Raw genomic sequence first — 23,051 nt, 5'->3', positions numbered from 1 at the left:
CATCAGGGCATGAGGGCGGGCGGCAGTTCGAGCGGCGACTGCTGCGGCGCTTCCTGCTGCTCTTCCTGGGCGCGGCGCTCCGCCTCCGCGGCCTGTGCCTCGGCCTGGGCACGCTCCTTGGCCCGTTGCTCCATCAGGGCGATGCGCTCCGGGGTGAGCTGCTGCAGACGCAGCATCAGCTGCTGGACCATCTCGCGGCGCATCTCCTCGCGCAGCTGCTGGGCTTCCTGGGTCGAGGCGGTGATGTTGTTCTGGTCGTGCACGTAGACCTTCTGCACCTCCAGCTCGTTGCTGCCGAGCAGCTGCTTGCGGGCGTCGAGCAGTTCGTATTCGAGGGTGGTGGTCAGCTCGTATTCGACGCTGCGCGCCGAGCTGGTGTAGCTGGCGGTGCGCTGCTTCTCGGATTCACGGGCCAGCACCAGCTCGTAGGGCGCGCCGGGATACACCTTGACGCCGCTGGCTTCGAGCTGGCGGCGCAGCAGCCGCTGGGTCTCGCCGTAGGCGTTGCGGGCGCTCAGGTTGAGTTCGCTGAGGGCAAGGCGTCCAGTCTCGCCGGTGCCGCGCAGCTGGAAGCCGCAGGCACCGAGCAGGCCGGTCAGGGCGATGAGCGCGAGGCTCCGTTTGATCATCTGCTTTCCCCTTGGAGTGACCGGCGGCGTCTTGCCGCCGGGACGCGCATCAATTGGCGACGATGTTGACCAGCTTGCCCGGCACCACGATGACCTTGCGGATGGCCAGGCCCTCGGTGAAGCGCAGCACGTTCTCGTTGGCGCGGGCGGCGGCCTCGACTTCTTCGCGGGAGGCGGCGGCCGGCACCTGGATTTCCCCGCGCAGCTTGCCGTTGACCTGCACCACCAGGGTCAGGGTGTCCTGCACCAGGGCGGACTCGTCCACCGCCGGCCAGGCGGCGTCGATGATCAGGCCGTCCTTGCCGAGCGCCTCCCAGAGCGCGTGGCAGATGTGCGGGGTGATCGGCGCCAGCAGCAGGGCCACGGTTTCCAGGCCTTCCTGGAGCAGGGCGCGGTCCTGTTCGCTGGCGGTCGGGGCCTTTTCCAGCACGTTCATCAGGGTCATCACCTGGGCGATGGCGGTGTTGAACTTGTGGTGCTGGCCGACATCCTGGCTGGCCTGCCTGATGGCCAGGTGGGTGGCGCGACGGATTTCCTTCTGGGCGTCGCTCAGGCTGCCGGTGTCCAGCACGCCCGGCAGGCCGGCGGCGACATGGGACTGAGCCAGGCGCCAGACCCGGCGCAGGAAGCGGCTGGCGCCCTCGACGCCGGCGTCGGACCACTCCAGGCTGAGTTCCGGCGGGGCGGCGAACATCATGAACAGGCGGCAGGTGTCGGCGCCGTAGGCGTCGATCATCGCCTGCGGGTCGACGCCGTTGTTCTTCGACTTGGACATCTTCTCGGTGCCGCCGATCTCCACCGGCAGGCCGTCGGTCTTGAGCTTCGCGCCGATCACCTTGGCCCTGGCGTCGCGCTCGACTTCCACGTCGGCCGGGTTGAACCAGTCCTTGCCGCCGTTTTCCAGGGTGCGGTAGTAGGTCTCGGCGACCACCATGCCCTGGGTCAGGAGGTTCCTGAACGGCTCGTTGGAGGAGACCAGGCCCTCGTCGCGCATCAGCTTGTGGAAGAAGCGCGCGTAGAGCAGGTGCAGGATGGCGTGCTCGATGCCGCCGATGTACTGGTCCACCGGCAGCCAGTGGTTGGCCGCCTGCGGGTCGACCATGCCCTGCTCATAGGTGGGCGAGGCGTAGCGGGCGTAGTACCAGGACGACTCGACGAAGGTGTCCATGGTGTCGGTTTCGCGCTTGGCCGGCTTGCCGCATTTCGGGCAGGTGCATTCGTAGAATTCCGGCATCTTGGCCAGCGGCGAGCCGCTGCCGTCCGGCACCACGTCCTCGGGCAGCACCACCGGCAGCTGGTCTTCCGGCACCGGCACGTCGCCGCAGCTGTCGCAGTGGACGATCGGGATCGGGCAGCCCCAGTAGCGCTGGCGGCTGATGCCCCAGTCGCGCAGGCGGAACTGGGTCTTGCGCGCGCCGTGGGCGCCGGCTTCCAGGTCGGCGACGATGGCGTCGAAGGCGGCGGTGAAGTCCTTGCCGTCGTACTTGCCGCTGTTGACGGTGGTCAGGCCTTCCTTGTCGGCGTACCAGGCCTGCCATTCGGCGGCGCTGAAGTCCTTGCCTTCGGCGGCGTAGACCTGCCTGATCGGCAGGCCGTACTTGTTGGCGAACTCGAAGTCGCGCTCGTCGTGGGCCGGCACGGCCATCACCGCGCCCTCGCCGTAGCCCCAGAGCACGTAGTTGGCGACGAACACCGGCAGTTTGTCGCCGCTCAGCGGGTGGATGACGAACTGGCCGGTGGCCAGGCCCTTCTTCTCCATGGTCGCCATGTCGGCCTCGGCCACCGAGCCGGCCTTGCATTCGGCGATGAACGCCTGCAGTTCGGCGTTGTGCTCGGCGGCGCGCTGGGCCAGCGGGTGCTCGGCGGCGACGGCGACGTAGGTGGCGCCCATCAGGGTGTCCGGGCGGGTCGAGTAGACCTTCAGCTGGCCGGCCTCGCCGACGCTGGCGACGTCGTAGTCGAAGACGATGTCGGCGCCGAAGCTCTTGCCGATCCAGTTGCGCTGCATGGTCTTGACCTGCTCGGGCCAGCCGCTCAGTTCGTCCAGGCTACTCAGCAGTTCTTCCGCATAGGCGGTGATGCGGAAGTAGTACATGGGGATCTCGCGCTTCTCGACCAGCGCGCCGGAGCGCCAGCCGCGGCCGTCGATGACCTGCTCGTTGGCCAGCACGGTCTGGTCCACCGGGTCCCAGTTGACGGTGCCGTTCTTGCGGTAGATCACGCCCTTCTCGAACAGCTGGGTGAACAGCCACTGCTCCCAGCGGTAGTAGTCCGGCTTGCAGGTGGTGACCTCACGCGACCAGTCGATGCCCAGGCCCAGGCTTTTCAGCTGGGACTTCATGTAGGCGATGTTCTCGTAGGTCCACTTGGCCGGCGCCACCTGGTTCTTCATCGCGGCGTTTTCCGCCGGCATGCCGAAGGCGTCCCAGCCCATCGGCTGCAGCACGTTCCTGCCCTGCATGCGCTGGTAGCGGGCGATCACGTCGCCGATGGTGTAGTTGCGCACGTGCCCCATGTGCAGCTTGCCGCTGGGGTAGGGGAACATCGACAGGCAGTAGAAGGTGTCCTTGCCGGGCTGCTCGCGCACTTCAAAGGACTTCTGGGCATCCCAGAGGGACTGCGCGGCGGCTTCGATCTCGCGGGGCTGATACTGTTCGTGCATGGTCTGCTGGCGCTGGAAAAGGGGGCGTGGAAAACCCGGTAGCATACATGAGCGGGCTTGGCCATGGGAAACGCCTGGCCGGCGCGGGGCGCCGGCCGCTGGCACTCCGCCGCCGTTGGTCGCGACGGCCGACCGCGGCGGGGGCGGACGCTAAGCTCAGGGAAAAGAGATCGTTTCTCCCGGTGTGAGGTGTGGGATGGACGAGATGGGCGCGCGTGGCGGACTGTACCGGCGGCTGATCGAGCGGGTCGCCTGCGCCCTCGCCGGAGCCGAGGGCGCACGCTGTCGCGGCGGGCCGGAGCCGGTCGTGCTGGAGCTGCACGATCTGTCGCCCGCCGAGCGGGCGCTGATCCGCGCCTGGCTGCGCCGGGACCTGCAGTGGCTGCGCGGCTGGCAGGCGGCGGCCGAGGAGCTGGCGCTGATCGAGCGTCAGGAGCGTGCCCATCTCTTCGTGCCGAGGGAGCGTCCCGCCGCGCCACCGCGGCTTCGCCATGCCCACTTGCTCTGCGCCCTGTGCGGCCGGGCCGTGCGCTGGCGGCGCGCCGGCTGCGTCGCGGCCTGTCCGGTCTGCGCTTCGCGACTGTTCCGGGTCGCTCTGCGGCGCCGCTCGGGTTAGGCTCTGCGCCTCGCCCGGAGGTGCCCATGCCGCTTCGCTATCTGCTCAAGCAACTGCTGCTGCCGCCGTCCGGCCTGCTGCTCCTGCTGGGGCTCGGCTGGTGGCTGCGCCGCCGTGCGCCGCGGGCGGCCGGGCTGTGCTTCGCCCTCGGGCTGGGCGGGCTGTGGCTGCTCAGCCTGCCGGTGACGGTGGAGTGGGCGGCGCGAGCCATCGAGCGCGAGCCGGCGCTGGTCGAGGCGCAGTGGCCGCAGCTGGCGCAGCGCGCCGAGGCCATCGTGGTGCTGGGCGGCGGCCGCGAGCGCGGCGATCCGGCCTGGGGCGGCGATCAGCCGAGCCCGCTGGCGCTCGAGCGGCTGCGCTACGCCGCCCGCCTGGCGCGGGCCTCGGGCCTGCCGCTGCTGGCCAGCGGCGGACTGCATTTCGGTGCGCCGCCCAGCGAGGCGGCGCTGCTCGGCGAGGTACTGGAGCGCGACCATGGCCTGCCGCTGCGCTGGCGCGAGGAGCGCAGCCGCACCACCTGGGAGAACGCCCGCTACAGCGCCGAGCTGTTGCAGGCGGAGGGCATCCGCCGGGTGGTGCTGGTGACCCAGGCCTGGCACATGCCGCGGGCGCGCTGGTGCTTCGAGCGGGCCGGCTTCACGGTGCTGCCGGCCCCGGCGGGCTTTCTCGGCGTGCCCAACGGCCGCCCGCTGGGCGGCTGGCTGCCCGAGGGGCGGGCGCTGTGGCAGAGCGGCCTGCTGCTCAACGAGGCGCTCGGGCAACTGGCCTATCCGCTTCTCTACCGCTGAGCCTCGATGGTCGCGCCGGCCGCCGAGGCCCGTTCGGCGCGCCGGCGCAGCAGCGCCCAGCCGAGCAGCAGGACGGCGAGGGTCGCCAGCGGCCAGGCGCGCCACTGCAGGTAGGGGGTGAGGCCCTGCATCGGCGTCACCTCGCCGTAGAGCACGGCGCGCTGGAACTGCGGCAGGCGCTCGGTGATCCGCCCGAAGGGGTCGATCAGCGCGGTGACGCCGTTGTTGGTGGTGCGGATCATCCAGCGGCCGGCCTCCAGGGCGCGCATCTGCGCCATCTGCAGGTGCTGCAGGGGGCCGATGGAGGTGCCGAACCAGGCGTCGTTGCTGATGGTGAGCAGCAGGTCGCTGCGCGCGGCCAGGCCGGCGGCGAATTCCGGGTAGACCACCTCGTAGCAGATGTAGGGGGCGATCCGCCAGCCGCGGGCCTCGAGCAGCGGCTGGTCGGCCGGGCCGCGGGCGAAGTCGGACATCGGCAGGTCGAAGAAGGCGATCAGCCCGCGCAGCAGCTCCTGCAGCGGCACGTATTCGCCGAAGGGCACCAGTTTCTGCTTCAGGTAGGTGCCCGCGCCTTCGCCGGCCACGGTGATGCCGTTGTAGTAGTGCGGCTCGCCCTGCGCATTGCGCTGGCGGATCGGCACCCCGGTGAGCAGTGCGATGTTGCGCGGGCGGGCGTAGCGGTCGAGGCCGGCGAGGTAGTCCTCGGCATACTCGCGGAGAATCGGCACGGCGGTTTCCGGCCAGACCACCAGGTCGACCGCAGCAGCCCGCTGCAGGGTGAGGTCGCGGTAGAGCATCAGCTGGGCACTGAGCTGCTCCGGGTCCCACTTGAGGTTCTGCGGCACGTTGCCCTGCACCGCGGCGATCTTCAGCGGCGCGCCGGCAGACGCGGTCCAGGCATGGCCCTTGAGCGCCTGGCCGAGTCCCCAGGGGGCGAGCAGCAGGCCGAGGGCGCCGGCCAAAGCCTGCGGCCGGCGGATCAGGCGTGGCAGGTTGACCAGCAGCGCCGCGGACAGCGCGAGGACGAAGGACAGCAGCCAGACTCCGCCCAGCGGCGCCAGGCCGGCGAGCGGCCCTTCGAGCTGGCTGTAGCCGGCGTAGAGCCAGGGAAAACCGGTGAGGAACCAGCCGCGAAAGCCTTCCAGCGCCAGCCACAGGGCGGCAAAACCCAGGGCGTCGGCCAGCGGCGCCTCGGCCCGGCGCAGCCAGCGGCTCCACAGCCAGGCGGGCAGGGCGAAGAAGAACGCCAAGGCGAGCATCAGGGCGAAGGTGAGCAGGCCGGCCAGCGGCAGCGAGGCGGCGCCGTAGTCGTGGATGCTGATGTAGATCCAGCTGGTGCCGGCGGCGTAGAGGCCGAAGCCGTAGCACCAGCCGCGCCACAGCGCCGCCCGCGGCGCCAGCTCGCGCAGGCCGAGGTAGAACAGGGCGATCGACAGCAGGGCCAGCGGCCAGATATCGAAGGGGGCCTGGGCCAAGGGCGTCAGAGCGCCGGCGGCCAGCGCCAGCAGGTTGCCCGGCCAGCCGGGGCGGGTGATCCAGCGCATCGGAGAGAGGTCCTTGCTCGGAAAAAAGGCGGCGCAAGCTTAATGGAGCGGCCCGCGGCATGCCATGACAGTCCGTTGAATGGCCGGGGGCACCGCGTTGCGCGCGGTGCCCCCGGCGGGGACGCTCAGTGGCGCGGAGGGGTGAGGCGCAGCAGGTGGATGCGCCGGCTATCGGCGTTCAGCACGCGGAAGCGGAAGTCGCCGACCTCGACGGTCTCGTTGCGCTTGGGCAGGTGGCCGAAGGCGTGGGCCACCAGGCCGCCGAGGGTGTCGAACTCGCTCTCGGGCAGCTGGCTGCCGAAATGCTTGTTGAAGTCCTCGATCGGCATCAGCGCCTTGATCACGAAGTCACCGCTGGGCAGCTCCTTGATGTAGCTGTCCTCCTCGACGTCGTGCTCGTCCTCGATGTCGCCGACGATCTGCTCGAGCACGTCCTCGATGGTCACCAGGCCGGCGACGCCGCCGTATTCGTCGATGACGATGGCCATGTGGTTGTGGGTGCTGCGGAACTCCCGCAGCAGCACGTTGAGGCGCTTGGATTCGGGGACGAAGGTCGCCGGGCGCAGCAACTGCCTGAGTTCGCAGGCGCAGGCCTCGCCGGTATTGCGCAGCAGCAGCGGCAGCAGGTCCTTGGCCAGGAGGATGCCGACGATGTCGTCGAGGCTCTCGCCGATCACCGGATAGCGCGAGTGGGCGGCGTCGATGATGGTCGGCAGGCACTCCTGCGGCGTCTGGCCGGCCTTGACGGTGATCATCTGCGAACGCGGAACCATGATGTCGCGGACCTGCAGGTCCACGACTTGGATGGCGCCCTCCACGATGGTCAGCGCCTCGCTGTCGAGCAGCTCGTTCTCGTGCGCCTCGTGGAGGATATCCAGCAGTTCCTGGCGGTTGCGGGGTTCATGGGCAAAGGCCTGGGTGAGTTTGCTCAGCCAGGATTGCCCGTTGCTCGATCGATCGTCGCTCATCTTCCTTCGCTCGTGGTGACCAGGGATTCGGGCTGGTCGTCGCCGTCATAGGGGTCGGGGTAGCCCAGTTCAGCTAGCAAGTCCCGTTCCAGGGATTCCATTTCCTCGGCTTCCTCGTCCTCGAGGTGGTCGTAGCCGAGCAGGTGCAGGCAGCCGTGGATCACCAGGTGGGCCCAATGGGCGTCCGGCAGCTTGCCCTGTTCGGCCGCCTCGCGCTCGACCACCGGCACGCAGATCACCAGGTCGCCGAGCAGCGGGATGTCCAGCAGCCCGTCGGGGATATCGGCGGGGAAGGACAGCACGTTGGTCGGGTAGTCCTTGTGCCGCCAGGTACGGTTCAGCTCGCGGCCTTCCGCCTCGTCGACCAGGCGGATGGTCAGTTCGGAGTCGGCGCTGCGCTGGCGCAGGGCCAGTTCGCACCAGCGGCGGAAGTCGCTCTCGGCGGGCAGCGGCAGGCCGCTGGCCGCCTGCAGGTCCAGTTCAAGCATCGCGGCGTCCTTCCTGGCGCGGCTCGCCCTGGGGGCGGGCCGGATGGAGCTCCTCGAAGCGCTCGTAGGCTTCGACGATCCGCTGCACCAGCGGGTGGCGCACCACGTCCTTGGGCTGGAAGTGGGTGAAGCTGATCCCCGGCACGTCGCGGAGCACCTCGATCACATGGGCCAGCCCCGATTTGGTGCCGCGCGGCAGATCGACCTGGGTCACGTCGCCGGTGATCACCGCGGTGGAGCCGAAGCCGATCCGGGTGAGGAACATCTTCATCTGTTCCAGGGTGGTGTTCTGGCTCTCGTCGAGGATGATGAAGCTGTTGTTCAGGGTCCGGCCGCGCATGTAGGCCAGCGGGGCGATCTCGATCACCTGCTTCTCGATCAGCTTGGCCACCTGTTCGAAGCCGAGCATCTCGTAGAGCGCGTCGTACAGCGGGCGCAGGTAGGGGTCGATCTTCTGCGCCAGGTCGCCGGGCAAAAAGCCGAGTTTCTCGCCGGCCTCCACCGCCGGGCGCACCAGCAGGATGCGCCGCACCTGCTCGCGCTCCAGGGCGTCCACCGCGCAGGCCACGGCCAGGTAGGTCTTGCCGGTGCCGGCCGGGCCGATGCCGAAGTTGATGTCGTTGTCGAGGATCGCCTTGACGTAGCGCTGCTGGTTGGCGCCGCGCGGGCGGATCAGCCCCTTGCGGGTGCGCAGGGCGACGCCGGCCTCGGCCCTGGGATCGGCCAGCGCCTCCATGCCCGATTCCTGGAGGTACAGGTGGACCAGCTCCAGCGACAGGTCGGCGCTGTGGGTTTCGCGGTAGAGGCGGCGCAGCAGGTGTTCGGCGGCCTGGGTGTGTTTCGGATCGCCGAGCAGTTCGAACTGGTTGCCGCGGTTGCGGATCTCGATGGCCAGACGCTGTTCGATCAGGCGCAGATGTTCGTCGAACTGTCCGCAGAGATTGGCGAAGCGGCGGGCTTCGAAGGGGTCGAGGGTGAAGCGACGGGATTCTGTGGGTGCGTTCAAGGGCTTTCGGGGACAACCGTCCTGCAGCAGGGTGATGAAGAAAGGATAGCGCCGTCGGCGGCAGGGGGGAAGCCGATGACAGCCGACGGACGGCGGACCCGACGGGCGCCGCCCGCCGGGTCAGGGCCTCGCCTGGGCGTCAGTCGAGCAGGCTGCCGCGCAGGGAGTGGGGCAGGGCGTCGTCGATGCGCACCAGGACGAACTGGCCGATCAGCCGCGGGTTGGCCGAGGGAAAGTTGACGATGCGATTGTTCTCGGTGCGGCCCTGGAGCATGCCCGGGTCCTTCTTCGAGTAGTCGCTGACCAGGATGCGCTGGGTGCTGCCGACCATCCGTCGGCTGATCTCGAAGCCCTGCTGGGAGATGCGCTGCTGCAGGATCGAGAGGCGCTGCTTCTTCGCCTCTTCCGGGGTGTCGTCGGCCAGTTCCGCCGCCGGCGTGCCGGGGCGCGCGCTGTAGACGAAGGAGTAGGAGAAGTCGAAGCCGACCTCCTCGATCAGCTTCATGGTCTGCGCGAAGTCCTCCTCGGTCTCGCCGGGGAAGCCGACGATGAAGTCCGAGCTGATGCTGATCTCCGGCACCGCCGCCTTCAGCTTGCGGATCCGCGACTTGTACTCCAGCGCGGTGTGGTTGCGCTTCATCGCCGCGAGAATCCGGTCGGAGCCGGACTGCACCGGCAGGTGGATGAACTTCACCAGCTCGGGAATCTCCGCGTGGGCCTGGATGATGGCGTCGGAGAACTCCAGCGGGTGGCTGGTGGTGTAGCGCAGGCGCTCGATGCCGTCGATGGCGGCCACCAGGTAGAGCAGTTCGGCGAAGTCGACCAGGCGCCCGTCGGCGGCCGTGCCGCGGTAGCCGTTGACGTTCTGGCCGAGCAGGGTGACCTCGCGCACGCCGTTCTCGGCCAGGTGGATGACCTCGGCGAGCACGTCCTCCGGCGGCCGGCTGACCTCCTCGCCACGGGTGTAGGGCACCACGCAGAAGCTGCAGTACTTGCTGCAGCCTTCCATCACCGAGACGAAGGCGCTGGGACCGTCGACCCGCGGTTCGGGCAGGCGGTCGAACTTCTCGATCTCCGGGAAGGAGACGTCCACCTGCGGCTTTTGCGTGGTCCGCGCGGCGTCGATCATCTCCGGCAGGCGGTGCAGGGTCTGCGGGCCGAACACCACGTCGACGTAGGGCGCGCGCTCGCGGATCGCCGCGCCTTCCTGGCTGGCCACGCAGCCGCCGACGCCGATCACCAGCGCCGGATTCTGCTTCTTCAGCTCGCGCCAGCGGCCCAGCTGGGAGAACACCTTTTCCTGGGCCTTCTCGCGGATCGAGCAGGTATTGAGGAGGATGACGTCGGCTTCCGCCGGGTTCTCGGTGAGTTCCAGAGCCTGGTGCTCACCCAGCAGGTCGGCCATGCGCGAGCTGTCGTACTCGTTCATCTGGCAGCCGTGGGTTTCGATGAAAAGCTTCTTGGCCATGGGGGTCCGGTCTGGGTGATTCGAAAGACCGCGCATTATAGGTAGGCGCGAAAGGCTCGGCCAGAGACGCCGGGCGGCTGGTGCGCCGGCCGTCTGCCGCGGCCCCTGTGCTATCCTTCGCAGCCCCTTTGCAGCGATTTCCCCGCAGTCCGATGAGCAAGCGCGACGCCCCGATCTACAAGGTGATTTTCCTCAACCAGGGCCAGGTCTACGAGCTGTATGCCAGGCAGATCCGCCAGAGCGATCTGTGGGGCTTCCTGGAGATCGAGGAGTTGGTCTTCGGCGAACGCACCCAGGTGGTGATCGATCCCGGCGAGGAGCGCCTGCGCACCCAGTTCGAGGGTGTGCAGCGCAGTTACGTGCCGCTGCATGCGATCATCCGCATCGACGCGGTGGAGCGCTTGGGCACGGCGCGGATCAGCGAGGCCAGGGGCGGCGGCAATGTCACGCCGTTCCCGCTGCCGCCGATGCCGGACAAGAGCTGACGGGGGCTAGGGCAGCGGCGCGAACGGCGAGCGGCCTTCGAGGGCCTGCAGTTCCATGAGGTAGTTGCGGAAGATCTGGCCGAGCACCTGGGTGGCGATCTCCAGCTCGTCGCGGCTCATCTGCTCGGCGACCAGGTCGGCGCTGTCCAGGGCTTCCTCCGAGCCGTTCACCGCGGCCATCTTCAGCACGATGTAGGCCTGCACGTTGCTGGCCGGCACGCCCTCGCCGCGAAAGAACATCAGCCCCAGGCGGTGCTGCGCTTCGGCATGGCCCTTGAGCGAGGCCTGCTCGAACCAGTTCAGCGCGCGGGGCAGGTCGCGCGGGGTGCGCTTGCCGTCGTAGTAGAACTGGCCCAGCTCGTACTCGGCCTGTAGGTCGCCGTTCTGCGCGGCCTGTTCGCAGCGCGACAGCGCCGCCGGCAGCTCTTCGGCGGGGCTGTCGAGGGCGCAGCTGCCCGGTGCCGGAATCAGCAGGGTGTTCTCCCCGGCCGCAACTGGCAGGGAGAGGGAAAATAGCAACAGGCAACCCAGAGTCAGGTTACGGCGGGTCATGGAATCGCTGCGCCTCGAGTCGGAGCGGGCGGTCGCCCGGCCGGCAAAGTGTGCCGGCCGCCACATTATGAATAAGCGGCGCCGGCCTTACAAAGCCTTTGCCGCCTTTTTCCCGCCCCCGCAACCGCAAGACCGCCGCGGGTGGCGATCCGCCATTCAGCCCCTGGCGAGCGTGGCGAAGGCGCGCTCGGCGGCGTCGAGGGTGATCGACAGCTCCGCCTCGCCATGGGCGATCGAGGTGAAGCCGGCCTCGAAGGCGGAAGGCGCGAGGTAGACGCCGCCGTCCAGCATCAGATGGAAGAAACGCTTGAAGCGCTCGGCATCGCTGGCCATCACATCGTTGAAGGTGACGATGTCGTCGGCGCCGCTGAAATACAGGCCGAACATGCCGCCGACCTGAGTGGTGACGAAGGGGATGCCGGCGGCATCGGCGCGCTGCTGCAGACCGTCGAGCATGCGCGCGGTGTAGTCGCTCAGCTCGGCGTGGAAGCCTGGGCGGCTGATCAGCCTGAGGCTGGCGAGGCCCGCGGCCATCGCCAGCGGATTGCCGGACAGGGTACCGGCCTGATAGACCGGACCCAGCGGGGCGATGCATTCCATGATTGCCTGCCTGCCACCGAAGCAGCCGACCGGCATGCCGCCGCCGACGATCTTGCCGAAGGTCGAGAGGTCCGGGGTGACGCCGTAGTGCGCCTGGGCACCGCCCAGGGCGACGCGGAAACCGGTCATCACCTCGTCGAAGATCAGCACCACGCCGTGCTTGTCGCACTGCTTGCGCAGCCCCTCGAGGAAGCCCGGCGCCGGCGGCACGCAGTTCATGTTGCCGGCCACCGGCTCGACGATGATGCAGGCGATGTCCCGGCCGACCTCGGCGAGGGTCCGCTCCACGGCGGCCAGGTCGTTGTAGGGCAGGGTCAGGGTGTGCCTGGCGAAGGCCGCCGGCACGCCGGGCGAGCTGGGCACGCCGAGGGTCAGGGCGCCGGAGCCAGCCTTGACCAGCAGGCTGTCGGAGTGGCCGTGGTAGCAGCCCTCGAACTTGATGATGGTGTCGCGGCCGGTATAGCCGCGGGCCAGGCGGATCGCGCTCATGGTCGCCTCGGTGCCGGAGCTGACCATGCGCACCATGTCCATCGACGGCACCAGCGCGCAGACCAGCTCGGCCATCTCGGTTTCCAGGGCGGTCGGCGCACCGTAGGAGAGGCCGTGTTCCAGCTGCCTGCGCACCGCATCGAGCACCTCGGGATGGCTGTGGCCGAGGATCATCGGGCCCCAGGAGCCGACGTAGTCGACGTAGCGCTTGTCGTCCTCGTCGATGACGTAGGCGCCTTGCGCGTGCTTGAAGAACAGCGGGGTGCCGCCGACGCCGCGGAAGGCGCGCACCGGCGAGTTGACGCCGCCGGGGATGTGCTTCTGGGCGTTGGCGAAGAGGGTTTCGGAACGGGACATGTGGGCCTCGCAAGCTTGAGGCGGCGCCGCGCGGCGGGCGCCACCATGAGGGGAAATCAGGAGTCTTCGAACAGTTGGCTGAAGGCGCGGGCGCGGCGCTCGACCTCGGCGGCGTTCTCGGCGGCGAACAGCGCATGGATCACCGCGACCATGGCGGCGCCGCGGGCGATCAGCTCCGGCGCGTTGTCCAGGGTCACGCCGCCGATGGCCACCAGCGGCTGGGCAAAGCGCGCGCGGGCCTCTTCCAGCAGTTCGGGGCTGGCCGGCGGCGCGCCGGGCTTGGTCGAGGAGTCGAAGAAGCGGCCGAAGGCCAGATAGCTGGCGCCGTCGGCGGCGGCCTGCTCGGCCAGCTCCAACTGCCCGTGGCAGGTGGCGCCGAGGACCACCCTGGGCCCGAGCAGGGCGCGGGCGGCGGACAGCGAGCCGTCCTGCTGGCCGAGATGCAGGCCGACGCCCAGGCGCGTGGCCAGCTCCAGGTCGTCGTTGATGATCAGCTGCGCGCCGTGGCGCAGGCAGAGGTCGCGCAGCGCCTCGGCCTCGCGCAGCCGGCGGGCATCGTCGTCGGACTTGTCGCGATACTGCAGCAGCCGGGCACCGCCCTCGAGCGCGGCTTCGACATAGGGCAGCAGCTTGCCGCCGGCGAGCAGCTGGCTGTCGGTGATGGCGTAGAGACCGCGTAGTTTCATGGTGGATTCGCCTCGTCTGCGAAGGGCCGGCGGAAGTTGCCGGGGACCGACCGTCCCCGGCCAGTCAAGCCGATACGCCCGGCCTGCGCCAGGCGCTGCCGGATCAGTTGCCGAAATCCAGCGGCAGGCGGCGCGGCACGTACTGGCCGTGGCCCGGTGCCTCGGCGTCGCGCAGGGTGCGCCAGGTGTAGTCGAGCGCCGAGCGCACCGCGCTGGTCAGCTCTTCGCCGAGGGCCAGGCGGCCGGCCAGGGCGCTGGCCAGGGTGCAGCCGGAGCCGTGGTAGCTGCCCGGCAGGCGCACGCAGGTGAAGGTCCGGGCGCCGCCGCCTCGCGAATACAGGCGGTTGTGCACTTCGCTCTCGTCGCCGTGGCCGCCGGTGATCAGCAGGTGCTCGCAGTGCTCGAGCAGCCGCTCGGCGCACGCATCGGCGCTGCCTTCCGGCAGCTCGGCGAGGATGCGCGCTTCCGGCAGGTTCGGGGTGGCGATGCGACACAGCGGCAGCAGGCGCTCGCGGATCGCCTGGCCGACCTCGTCCCTGCCCAGCGCACCGCCGCCGCCGGCGCGCAGCACCGGGTCGCAGACCAGCGGCACGCCGGGCAGGCGCCGGGCGATCGCGGCGACGGTGTCGACCATCTCCAGCGAGCCGAGCATGCCCAGCTTGATCGCGGCGACCGGCAGGTCGGCGATCACCGCCTCGGCCTGGGCCAGCACCCAGGCGGGCTCGAGCACGCGGAAGTCGCTGACGTTGCGGGTGTCCTGCACGGTCAGCGCGGTGACCGCCGGCGCGGCGTGGCAGCCCTGGGCGAGCAGGGCCTCGATGTCCGCCTGCAGGCCGGCGCCGCCACTGGGATCGTGGCCGGACAGACAGAGGACGACGGGACGGAAGTTCGGCATGTTCATGGCGTGCGAGCTTACCACTAATCGCCCGGGCCGAACTCCCGTCGGATGCGTCCGCCGCGTGGCATCCCGCGTGCTTCACTCAACGGGGCAAACGCCCGCCGAGGACCGCCCCCATGGACCTGCACCAGTACGCCGAAACCCACGAGGTGACCAACCAGGTGCCGCCCCTGGACGACGCCAACCTCTACCGCATCGACCGGCCGCTGCAGGAATGGCTGTGCCGCTACGACGGCGACTGGGCGGACCGGCAGCTGGAGGCCTACGGCGCGCTGGCCGGCGGGCCGCTGCTGGCGGCGGGTTTCGCCGCCAACGAGAACCGGCCGGTGCTGCGCAGCCACGACCGCTACGGCCATCGCATCGACCAGGTGGACTTCCACCCCGCCTATCACGAGCTGATGGCCACGGCCATCGACCACGGCCTGCCGGCGCTGCCCTGGCGCGAGCCGCGCCCCGGCGCCCAGGTGGCCCGCGCCGGGCTGATGTACCTGCACAACCAGGTCGAGGCCGGCAGCGCCTGCCCGCTGACCATGACCTTCGCCAGCGTGGCGGCGCTGCGCCAGCAGCCGGAGATCGCCGAGCGCTGGCTGCCCAAGGTGCTGGCCGGCGACTACGATCCGCGCAACCTGCCGATGGAGCGCAAGAGCGGCGTCACCCTCGGCATGGCGATGACCGAGAAGCAGGGCGGCACCGACGTGCGCGCCAACACCACCCGCGCCTGGCCGGTCGGCGCCGCGGGGCCGGGACAGGCCTACGAACTGCTCGGCCACAAGTGGTTCTGCTCGGCGCCGATGAGCGACGCCTTCCTGACCCTGGCCTGGAGCGACGGCGGGCTGTCCTGCTTCCTGCTGCCGCGCCACCGCCCGGACGGCGGACGCAACCAGCTGTACATCCAGCGCCTGAAGAACAAGCTGGGCAACTGGTCGAACGCCTCCGCCGAGGTGGAGTACCGCGGCGCCCTGGCCTGGATGATCGGCGAGGAGGGGCGCGGCGTGAGCACCATCCTGGAGATGGTCGGCCTGACCCGCTTCGACTGCATGATCGGCTCCAGCGCGCTGATGCGCCAGGCGCTGACCCAGGCGCTGCACCATTGCGCGCACCGCCTGGTCGGCGGCCAGGTGCTGATCGAGCATGCGCTGATGCAGAACGTGCTGGCCGACCTGGCCCTGGAGAGCGAGGCCGCGCTGGCCCTCACCCTGCGCCTGGCGCGGGCGCTCGACCACGGCGAGGACGAACGCGAGCGGCTGCTCGCCCGGCTGCTCACCGCGATCGGCAAGTACTGGATCTGCAAGCGCGCCCCGGAAATGATCGGCGAGGCCGCCGAGTGCCTGGGCGGCGCCGGCTACGTCGAGGAGAACATCCTGCCGCGGCTGTACCGCGAGGCGCCGGTCAACTCGATCTGGGAGGGCTCGGGCAACGTGCAGTGCCTGGACGTGCTGCGCGTGCTCGGCAAGGAGCCGCAAGCGCTGGAGGCGCTGTTCGACGAGCTGGACGGCGGCCACGGCGATGCGCGGCTCAAGGCGCGCATCGAATGGCTGCGCAAGGCGCTGGCCGACCGCACCGAGATCCACTACTGCGCCCGGCGGCTGGTCGAGGAACTGGCGGTGACCCTGCAGGCCGGGCTGCTGCTGGAGGCCGGCAACGCGGCGGTATCGGACGCCTTCATCCACAGCCGCCTCGGCGAGGGCGGCCGGGTCTACGGCACCCTGCCGCGCGGCCTGGACGTGGCCGGGCTGCTGGCGCGTAGCGCGCCGCAGCTCGGTTAGCTTCAGGCCTCGAGGAACAGCATCTGCGGCGGCTCGTGCATCAGGAAGTGCTGGTGCGAGATGTTCCAGGCGTAGGCGCCGGCCAGGGTGAACACCAGGAGGTCGCCGACCGCCAGGGCGGCCACCGGCTGCTGGCGGGCCAGCACGTCCTTGGGTGTGCACAGCTGGCCGACCAGGGTCACCGGCTGGTTCTCCAGCTCGGCCGGTCGTTCGCCGCGCAGCACCACGAAGGGATGGTCGTGGCCCTGGGCCGCCGGGGTGCGGAAGTGGTGGGTGCCGCCGCGGGCCACGGCGAAGTACTGGCCGTGGTTGCGCTTGATGTCCAGCACCTCCATCAGGTAGTAGCCGCAGGCGGCGCTGAGGAAGCGGCCGATCTCGAAGCGGATGCGCGTCCCGGCCATGCCTTCCTCGGCGATCAGTGCGGCAAGCCCCGCGCAGAAGCCCGGCCAGTCGAAGGAGTGGGCGTGGTCCTGGTAGTTGATGCCCATCCCGCCGCCGACGTTGAGCAGTTCCAGCTCCAGGCCGTGGCGCGCGTTCAGCTGGCGGAAGCAGCGGAAGTAGCTGCGCATCAGCTGCAGGTGGGCGGCGCTGTCCAACTGGTGGGAGAGCAGGTGGAAGTGCAGGCCCTGAAGCTTCAGCCAGGGCTCGCCGGCGAGCAGTGCCAGGGCTTCGTCGAGGGCCTCCTCGTCGAGGCCGAAGGGCGTCGGCTTGCCGCCCATCACCAGGCGGCTGTCCGGCGCCTCGTCGAGCTTGAGGTTGAGCCGCAGCAGCACCGGGGCCGGACGGCCGTGGGCCCTGGCGACGACCGCCAGACGGCGCAGCTCGCCGAGGCTCTCCACGTGAAAGGCGGAGATCCCGCAGTCCATGGCGGCGGCCAGCTCGCTGTCCAGCTTGCCGGGGCCGCCGAAGATCAGCGGCTTGTCCGGATGACACTCGTGGAGCCAGCGCAGCTCGCCGCCGGAGGCCGCCTCGAAGCCGTCGACCCAGGGCGCCAGGGTGCGCAGGATCGGCGCCTCGGGGTTGGCCTTGGCGGCGTAGAACAGCTCGCAGCCGGCCGGCAGCGCCTCGCGCAGGGCGCGGGCGTGGCGCGCCAGCGCCGGTAGGTCGTAGAGGTAGGCGCACAGCGGCTCGGAGCGGGAACGGCGCAGCCCGGCGATGGCCTGCTGGACGGAAGCGGGCAGGCTCATCGGCACTCTCCACAGCAGGCGGCGGTCAGCGGATTGGGCAGGGCGGTGTAGCCGGCCTCGCGGTCGGCCTTCATCAGCAGGCGGGTCATGAAGTTCTCCTTGCTCGGCAGGGGCGCGCCGGCGCACAGCTCGCGCAGCGCCTGCGGGTCGCCGAGCGGCGCGCGCTGGGCCTCGAGGAGGTCGGCGATTTCGCGCCACAGGCGCTTTTCCAGCGCCGCGTCGCCGTTGGCCACATGGAACACCGCCTCGCCGAGGTTGTTGACCAGGGCGCAGTAGGCGACCCGTTTCCAGGCCTTGTCGGCGTCGTAGTGGAGCGAGGCGCGGGTGCGTTCGTCGAGGTGGGCCAGGCGCTCGGCCGGCCAGTGTTCGGGAACCAGCTTGGTGCCCTCCAGGTCGCGGATCCACACGTGGCAGGGCAGGCCCTGCGCGTCGAAGCCGAGCAGGGTGTTCTGCAGGTGCGGCTCGAGCACCACGCCGTGGCGGAACAGGCAGTGCAGCGAGCCGCCGAGCAGCAGCCCGGCATAGGCGCGCAGCCAGCGCACGGCGGCCTCGGCCTGGTCGACGCCGAGCTGCGCCGCGCAGTGGGTGACCAGGGATTGGCAGGCGCTGATGCCGTCCAGGGTCCAGGTGAACAGGGCCATGGCGACCCGCGGCTGGTAGCGCGTGCGGCTGGCCTCGTCGAGGTTCTGCCGGTAGAGGATGCCGAAGCACTCAGTGACCTCGCGTGCCTCCTCCACGCTGCCGTAGGCGGACAGGTCCAGGGTGCTGGCGGCCGGCTCGGGCATCAGCGCGAAGCCCGGCTGGCTGTCGCCCAGCTCGGCCATCAGCGGGCCGAGCAGGCGGGTCAGGGCCACCGCGCTGTCCAGCTCGTACCAGGCGTTCTTGCGCACGCAGTTGGTCAGCCGCACGTGGATCGAGAACTTGAGGAAATGGCTCAGCGCCGGATGGTAGAGGGTGCGCACCGAGGAGGTCGGGTAGAGCGCCAGGCCCTGCGGGCCGAGATATTCGAGCAGGCCGAGGTCGCGCACCCGGCGGACCAGCGGATCGGCCAGCACCCGGGAAACCTCCCAGGGGTGGCAGGGGTAGAGATGGTCGGCGCCGGCGATCTGCGCGAGCAGGCCGCGCGGGTCGTCGCCCTGATGGCGGATCAGCGCGGGATCGACGCGGAACCAGTGCAGCGGGAACTGCGCGCCGACCTCCGGCGAGCAGGCCAGGAGGTCGGCCTCGGAGACGCCGTCGCGGCTTTTCGGCGTTGGGTGCAGGGCGTGGCCCCAGACCTGGCCCTGCTCGGAATGCAGCAGGGTGTCGGCGGGGTCGTGGTTGGCCGCGCGGGCGTGGGTGAGAAAGGTGCGGGTGATCCGCAGGCTGTTGTCGATCTGCTCGAGCAGCTCGCCGTGGCGCTCCGGACCGTTCATCGGGGCGAGCAGCAGGCGCGCCAGCTCGGCGGCGTCCAGCGGCCGCCAGCCCTGGCCGTGGCCCTTGAAGTAGGGCGGGCTGACGAAGCGGCAGCGGCCGAGCACGCTGGTGCGGTCGGCGAGCAGCGCCAGGCGGCTGCCGTCGGCGAGCCGGATGCCGATGCAGCGGCCTTCGGCATGACGCAGGCCCATCGGCAGGTCTTGGGCCTGGCAGTCGAGGGTGGCCTCGCCGCGCGGCAGGGCGTACTCGCGCAGGTAGCAGTTGAGCAGGCAGTCGATGGCGTGGCGCTGGGCCTCGCCGTCCAGGGTGCGTTCGTGGGGGGAGCGGGCGACACGGATCATGGGGCAATCTCCGGCGAGCGTATGTGTAGAGGGGAGGCCACGGCCAGCGCGGCGAGCGCGGCCAGGCAGGCGATCAGGAAGGGCATGGCGATGCCGTAGTGCTGGCAGGCCAGGCCGGCGACCAGGCCGGCGGCGGTGCCGGCCCACTTGCCGCTGGCATCGAACCAGCCGAACAGCCGGCCGGCGCCGCCGGCGCGGCGCCGCGCGGCGAGGCAGCGGTGCAGACCGACGAAGGCGAGCAGCATGCCCAGCCCGGCGAGCAGGCGCAGGGCGAACAGCAGCTCGGCCGGCAGGCGCAGGAACTGCAGCAGGTTGCCGAGCGCCAGCAGGGCGAGCCCGGCCGGCAGCAGCGGGCCGCTCCTGCGCTGGACCCAGGGCAGGGCGAGCAGGTAGACCAGGTGCGGCAGGCTGTAGAGCAGGCCGATCAGCGCGTCGCTGGCGATTCCCAGGGCTTCGCCGTAGGGAACGAAGTAGGGGAAGGTCACCACCATCGCGAAGCTGAACAGGAACTGCACGGCGAGCAGGCGTAGCAGGTCCGCCGGCAGCTCGCCGGCCTCCGGCTTGCCGTCCGCGCTCCGCACCGGGGCGCGTGGCGCATCGGCCGGCAGCGGCAGGACCAGCAGGAAGGCGGCGAGCGGCAGCCAGACTAGGTAGCGGTACATCTCCAGCCCCAGGCCGGCGCCGGCCAGCAGGCCGACCAGCACCGGGCCGCTGAGCATCGCCAGGCGCGCCGAGTACTGGGTCAGGTTGAGGGCGCGCGACAGGCCTTCGCCGTCGAGCTGAGTCGCCAGGTAGGCGTTCGACGCCGCCATGGCGCCGCCGAAGGCGCCCTGGACGATCAGCGCGAGGGTGAAGACCGCAAGGTTCGGGCTGAACCCGGCGAGCAGGAAGCCGGCGGCGAGGCCGGCGTGGGCGCGCAGCAGCGACAGCCGGCAGCCGTGGCGGTCGGCCAGGCGGCCCCAGAGCGGCGCCGCCAGCGCGGTGCAGAGCGTCGGCAGCACGTAGAGCGCGCCGATGCTCCAGGTCGGCGCCGCGCTGCCGAGGTCGGCGAGGATGCGCGGCAGGAACAGCGGCGCACCCAGGGCGGTGAAGGCCGACAGGTAGTGGCCGAGCAGGACGCTGGCGGTCAGGCGCCGGGACATGGGGCCGCATCCAGCAGGAAGTTCGCCGCGCTGTAGCCGTAGAACTTGTTGATGTCCGCCGCGCCGGAGTACTCCTTGCTGAACAGGCTGCCGGCGCTGAGCAGGTACTTCACCGGCAGTTTCGGGCTGTCGAGCAGGAAGCGGCGCGCCTCGTCGACCGCCACGCCCTCGCCCTCCAGCGCATCGAGACAGGCGCGCAGGCGCTCGCGCAGGCAGGCGTAGAGCGCCTCGCGCCCGGCCAGGCCGGCCGCGGCGATGGCTTCCAGCGGCGCGACGATGTTCAGCTGCAGGGTGATGGTGCAGAACATCTCGGCCAGCGGCTGCACGCCGTCGACGCGGATCCGCTCGTCGCGCAGTTCGGCCAGGCGCGGCGCCAGGTCCGGGCAGGCGGCGGCGAAGCGCGACGGCCAGAGGCGCGCGGCGTCGTTGTCCTTCATCAACAGCTGCAGCGGCCGGCCGGCTTCGAAGAGCAGCACGGCGTTCTGCTGGTTGGCCTCCAGGGCGATGCCGTAGACCAGCCAGAGGCGCAGGTGCACGGCGAGCAGCAGGTCGAGGTAGTCCTGCCACCAGGCCATCAGATCGCCGCCGTGGAAGCGCTCGACCAGCGCCGCGACCAGCAGCCGGCCGTCGGGCAGGCTGCTGGCCAGGGCGGCAACCGGCACCAGGCTCGCCCGCTCCAGGCCCGCCGGGTAGCGGCGCAGGATGTAGGCCAGGTGGCGCTCGCCGGCGGCATGCCCGCCGTGCTGTTCGTCGACGTGCACATAGCGCGCGCCGAGCTGGGCGTCGCGGGCGGCGAGATCTTCGAGGATGGTCTGGAACCAGTGGCCGTCGTACAGGGTGCTCGGCTTGATCAGCCGCAGGTTGCGTGCGCCGAGGGTGCGCACCAGGAGCGGCAGCTTGATGTGGCAGCGCGGGTCCTCGACGCACAGCACGGTGCGCACCGAGAGGGTCGGCTCCACTTCCAGGGCGCCGTGCGGTGCGCGCAGGCAGCCTTCCGGCAGGCCGTGGGCGTCCAGCTCCGGCCAGGTCAGCGGATGCACCGGCAGCAGCGCGTGGCTGGCCTCCAGCGCCGGGTCCAGGCCGACCGCGGCGAAGCCCGGCCAGAGCGCGGGCGGCGTACTGGTCTGTTCGAGGATCGCCCTGGGCACCGCCAGCCAGTGGAGGCGAAAGCGCGGCGCGAATTCCGGGGCGTAGCCCTGCAGGGCCGTGGCGTCGAAGCCGCTCTTGGCCCGCGCGGTGGGATAGAAGGGGTGGTCCAGGTAGCTGGCCAGGCGGTCGATGCCGAGCAGGCGCCGGCCCCAGTCCGCTTCGGCGAGGATCTCGCCCAGGCCGTTGGCATGCGTGGTGTAGGCCTCGCGGCACAGGCGGCGGTGTTCGACCGCGCAGTCGGCTTCCGCGACGTAGTCGGCGAACAGCGCCAGGCTCTCGGCATCCAGGTCGGTGGCCAGGTGTTCGAGCCAGTGGCCGTAGCCCTGCTCCAGGTACACGCTGTCGCCCTGGCGGCGCAGCCAGCGGTCGCCGACCGCGCTCCAGTCCTGCAGCGGCGCGCCGCGATGCACCGGCAGCCAGAGCTCGCCGCAGCCCAGGTGATCGATGCACAGCCAGGTCGGTTCCGCCGGCTGCGGCCAGTGGGCGGCCAGCTCCGCCGGCAGGGCGGCCGGCCGGGCCTGGCCGAGCAGCCCGCGGATGTCCTCGCGCAGGCAGCAGTCGAGGATGCGCTGGCCGATGGCCGCGCGGTCGTGATCCGTCATGTCGAGGTTCATGCCAGCTCCCAGCGCAGGTCGCTGCGCGCGGCATCGAAGCGCGCCTGCAACGCGGCGTCGTCGGGGGCGATCAGGCGCAGCACGCCCAGGTAGTCCTTGTTCGAGTTGCTCAGGCGGATCTCCTCGCCGACTTCGCGCAACGCGCAGTAGTCGACCCAGTAGCCGTCGCCCTCGGCGCGGAAGCTCGGGCTGGCCGCCAGCAGGCGGCCGCCGTGCAGGGCGACCAGGTAGTGCACCAGGGCCTCGGCGCTGCTGTTCTCGGTGTCGTCCAGCGGCTCGCCCAGGTGCAGGGCGAGGATGCGCTCGAACCAGCCCTGCGGCAGCAGGCGGTCGAGGAGGAACTCGCGGCCGTCGCCGATGCTGCGGTAGTTGATCTCGACCAGCACCGGGCCGTCGGCGGTGAGGATGAATTCGCTGTGGCAGACGCCGAAGTTGACGCCGAAGGCCGCCACCTGGGCCAGCGCCGCGTTGCGCGCGGCCCGCCCGACGGGACCGTTCCAGCGCGCTTCCAGTTCGACGAAGTGCGGCGGCGGCGAGAGGCTCACGTCGAAGCCGCCGATGGCCTGCAGGCGCTGGCCGTCGCCCAAGGTTTCCAGGGTGAACAGCGGGCCTTGCAGGTAGGCCTCGAGTAGCAGCGCGCGGTTCGGCTGGCGCTGCCAGAAGGCTTCGCAGTAGGCGGCCAGTTCGCCGGCGTTGCGGCACAGCTGCACGTCCAGGCTGGCGACGCCCTCGCGCGGCTTGGCCACCAGCGGGAAGGGGGCGTCCGCCGGCAGCGCCATGCCAGGGGTGAGCACCTGGAACCAGGGGCCGGGCAGGCCGAGGCGCTGCAGGCGCTCGCGCATCTCCGCCTTGTTCTTCGCCGCGTGGCAGATCCGCCAGTCCTTGCCGGGGCAGTCGAAGGCCTCGGCCACCAGGGCGCAGCTGGTCTGCAGGTGGTCGCTGTTGGAGAACACCGCCTGCGGGCGCTGGCCGTGGGCGTGCAGCAGTTCGATCACCGCCATCGGGTTGAAGACATCGCACTCGAGGATCTCCAGCCCGTCGACCGGAATCCCGGCGTCGGCCAGATGGCGCCAGTGCTCCTGGGCATGGTCGGTGACGATCAGCAGCGGGTGCCCGCGCCGCTGTGCGGCAGGCAGGAAGCCTTCGCAGACGGCATGGGTGGCGACGTGACTGAGAATGACGAAAGGCCTTTGCATGGGC

20 protein-coding genes are annotated in these 23,051 nt (G+C 70.6%); 4 read left to right on the top strand and 16 right to left on the bottom strand.

Translation table 11 applies throughout. The annotated features are described in order from the left end of the window. Positions 1-2: 2 nt before the first annotated feature. Both ACG10_RS17325 and leuS read right to left on the bottom strand, forming a co-directional pair. Positions 3-629, bottom strand: a complete 627-nt coding sequence (locus ACG10_RS17325) for an LPS-assembly lipoprotein LptE (protein WP_039805879.1) — start codon at positions 627-629, stop codon at positions 3-5. Between the two features lie 49 nt (positions 630-678). Further along, the gene (gene leuS / locus ACG10_RS17320; RefSeq protein ID WP_089169165.1) at positions 679-3,291 is read right to left on the bottom strand and encodes a leucine--tRNA ligase; all 2,613 of its coding nucleotides are present in this window, start codon (positions 3,289-3,291) and stop codon (positions 679-681) included. Positions 3,292-3,487: 196 nt separating this feature from the next. Between leuS and ACG10_RS17315 the strand changes: the two genes are divergently transcribed. Both ACG10_RS17315 and ACG10_RS17310 read left to right on the top strand, forming a co-directional pair. Beyond that, positions 3,488-3,907: a zinc ribbon-containing protein gene (locus ACG10_RS17315; protein WP_039805877.1), complete on the top strand. Its 420-nt coding sequence runs from the start codon at positions 3,488-3,490 to the stop codon at positions 3,905-3,907. A 26-nt stretch (positions 3,908-3,933) separates the two neighbouring features. Beyond that, the gene (locus ACG10_RS17310; RefSeq protein WP_089169164.1) at positions 3,934-4,695 is read left to right on the top strand and encodes a YdcF family protein; all 762 of its coding nucleotides are present in this window, start codon (positions 3,934-3,936) and stop codon (positions 4,693-4,695) included. On the opposite strand, the gene lnt is transcribed toward ACG10_RS17310, so the two are convergent. The 5 genes from lnt to miaB form a co-directional block, all read right to left on the bottom strand. Continuing rightward, positions 4,686-6,239, bottom strand: a complete 1,554-nt coding sequence (gene lnt, locus ACG10_RS17305) for an apolipoprotein N-acyltransferase (protein WP_089169163.1) — start codon at positions 6,237-6,239, stop codon at positions 4,686-4,688. The genes ACG10_RS17310 and lnt overlap by 10 nt on opposite strands. A 125-nt stretch (positions 6,240-6,364) precedes the next feature. Beyond that, positions 6,365-7,207 (bottom strand): HlyC/CorC family transporter, encoded by an 843-nt coding sequence (locus tag ACG10_RS17300; RefSeq protein ID WP_039805873.1) that lies wholly within the window; start codon positions 7,205-7,207, stop codon positions 6,365-6,367. Next, a complete protein-coding gene (gene ybeY, locus ACG10_RS17295; protein ID WP_089169162.1) occupies positions 7,204-7,695 on the bottom strand; it encodes an rRNA maturation RNase YbeY in 492 nt (163 codons plus the stop codon). The genes ACG10_RS17300 and ybeY overlap by 4 nt, the downstream gene beginning before the upstream one ends. Further along, positions 7,688-8,701: a PhoH family protein gene (locus ACG10_RS17290; RefSeq protein WP_039805871.1), complete on the bottom strand. Its 1,014-nt coding sequence runs from the start codon at positions 8,699-8,701 to the stop codon at positions 7,688-7,690. The genes ybeY and ACG10_RS17290 overlap by 8 nt, the downstream gene beginning before the upstream one ends. Before the next feature lie 139 nt (positions 8,702-8,840). Next, entirely contained in the window at positions 8,841-10,169 is a 1,329-nt protein-coding gene (gene miaB / locus ACG10_RS17285; protein ID WP_089169161.1) for a tRNA (N6-isopentenyl adenosine(37)-C2)-methylthiotransferase MiaB, read from the bottom strand. Between the two features lie 152 nt (positions 10,170-10,321). Between miaB and ACG10_RS17280 the strand changes: the two genes are divergently transcribed. Then, a complete protein-coding gene (locus ACG10_RS17280; RefSeq protein WP_089169160.1) occupies positions 10,322-10,654 on the top strand; it encodes a DUF1820 family protein in 333 nt (110 codons plus the stop codon). A gap of 6 nt (positions 10,655-10,660) precedes the next feature. Here ACG10_RS17280 and ACG10_RS17275 read toward each other — a convergent pair whose 3' ends face one another. The 4 genes from ACG10_RS17275 to ACG10_RS17260 all read right to left on the bottom strand — a co-directional run bounded on the left by ACG10_RS17275 (position 10,661) and on the right by ACG10_RS17260 (position 14,239). Further along, positions 10,661-11,206: a tetratricopeptide repeat protein gene (locus tag ACG10_RS17275; RefSeq protein ID WP_039808117.1), complete on the bottom strand. Its 546-nt coding sequence runs from the start codon at positions 11,204-11,206 to the stop codon at positions 10,661-10,663. A gap of 156 nt (positions 11,207-11,362) precedes the next feature. Continuing rightward, positions 11,363-12,652 (bottom strand): glutamate-1-semialdehyde 2,1-aminomutase, encoded by a 1,290-nt coding sequence (hemL, locus tag ACG10_RS17270; RefSeq protein WP_089169159.1) that lies wholly within the window; start codon positions 12,650-12,652, stop codon positions 11,363-11,365. Between the two features lie 56 nt (positions 12,653-12,708). Continuing rightward, positions 12,709-13,338 carry a thiamine phosphate synthase gene (gene thiE, locus ACG10_RS17265; protein ID WP_089169158.1) on the bottom strand — a complete coding sequence of 210 codons (630 nt, stop codon included), beginning with the start codon at positions 13,336-13,338 and terminating at the stop codon, positions 12,709-12,711. Positions 13,339-13,441: 103 nt separating this feature from the next. After that, complete coding sequence (locus tag ACG10_RS17260; protein ID WP_408608417.1) at positions 13,442-14,239, bottom strand: hydroxymethylpyrimidine/phosphomethylpyrimidine kinase; 798 nt, start codon at positions 14,237-14,239, stop codon at positions 13,442-13,444. A gap of 113 nt (positions 14,240-14,352) precedes the next feature. On the opposite strand from ACG10_RS17260, the gene ACG10_RS17255 reads away from it, so the two are divergent. Then, on the top strand, positions 14,353-16,002 hold the full coding sequence (locus ACG10_RS17255; RefSeq protein WP_089169156.1) for an acyl-CoA dehydrogenase family protein: 1,650 nt from the start codon (positions 14,353-14,355) through the stop codon (positions 16,000-16,002). Positions 16,003-16,004: 2 nt separating this feature from the next. Here the strand turns inward: ACG10_RS17255 and ACG10_RS17250 are convergent, their stop codons facing one another. From ACG10_RS17250 to ACG10_RS17230, 5 genes are read right to left on the bottom strand one after another with little or no spacing between them, the layout of a single operon-like run. After that, on the bottom strand, positions 16,005-17,195 hold the full coding sequence (locus ACG10_RS17250) for a type III PLP-dependent enzyme (protein WP_089169155.1): 1,191 nt from the start codon (positions 17,193-17,195) through the stop codon (positions 16,005-16,007). Continuing rightward, positions 17,186-18,946 carry an IucA/IucC family protein gene (locus ACG10_RS17245; RefSeq protein ID WP_089169154.1) on the bottom strand — a complete coding sequence of 587 codons (1,761 nt, stop codon included), beginning with the start codon at positions 18,944-18,946 and terminating at the stop codon, positions 17,186-17,188. Before ACG10_RS17245 ends, ACG10_RS17250 begins: the two co-directional genes overlap by 10 nt. Further along, positions 18,943-20,088 carry an MFS transporter gene (locus tag ACG10_RS17240; protein WP_089169153.1) on the bottom strand — a complete coding sequence of 382 codons (1,146 nt, stop codon included), beginning with the start codon at positions 20,086-20,088 and terminating at the stop codon, positions 18,943-18,945. Before ACG10_RS17240 ends, ACG10_RS17245 begins: the two co-directional genes overlap by 4 nt. After that, positions 20,073-21,851 (bottom strand): IucA/IucC family protein, encoded by a 1,779-nt coding sequence (locus tag ACG10_RS17235; protein ID WP_089169152.1) that lies wholly within the window; start codon positions 21,849-21,851, stop codon positions 20,073-20,075. Before ACG10_RS17235 ends, ACG10_RS17240 begins: the two co-directional genes overlap by 16 nt. Then, the gene (locus ACG10_RS17230; RefSeq protein ID WP_089169151.1) at positions 21,848-23,047 is read right to left on the bottom strand and encodes an ATP-grasp domain-containing protein; all 1,200 of its coding nucleotides are present in this window, start codon (positions 23,045-23,047) and stop codon (positions 21,848-21,850) included. Before ACG10_RS17230 ends, ACG10_RS17235 begins: the two co-directional genes overlap by 4 nt. Positions 23,048-23,051: the final 4 nt, after the last annotated feature.

Origin of the sequence: Azotobacter chroococcum (assembly GCF_002220155.1) — a bacterium.
Taxonomy (GTDB): domain Bacteria; phylum Pseudomonadota; class Gammaproteobacteria; order Pseudomonadales; family Pseudomonadaceae; genus Azotobacter; species Azotobacter chroococcum.
The sequence above is the reverse complement of the archived record's forward strand: the minus strand, read 5'-3'. Positions and strand labels throughout refer to the sequence as shown.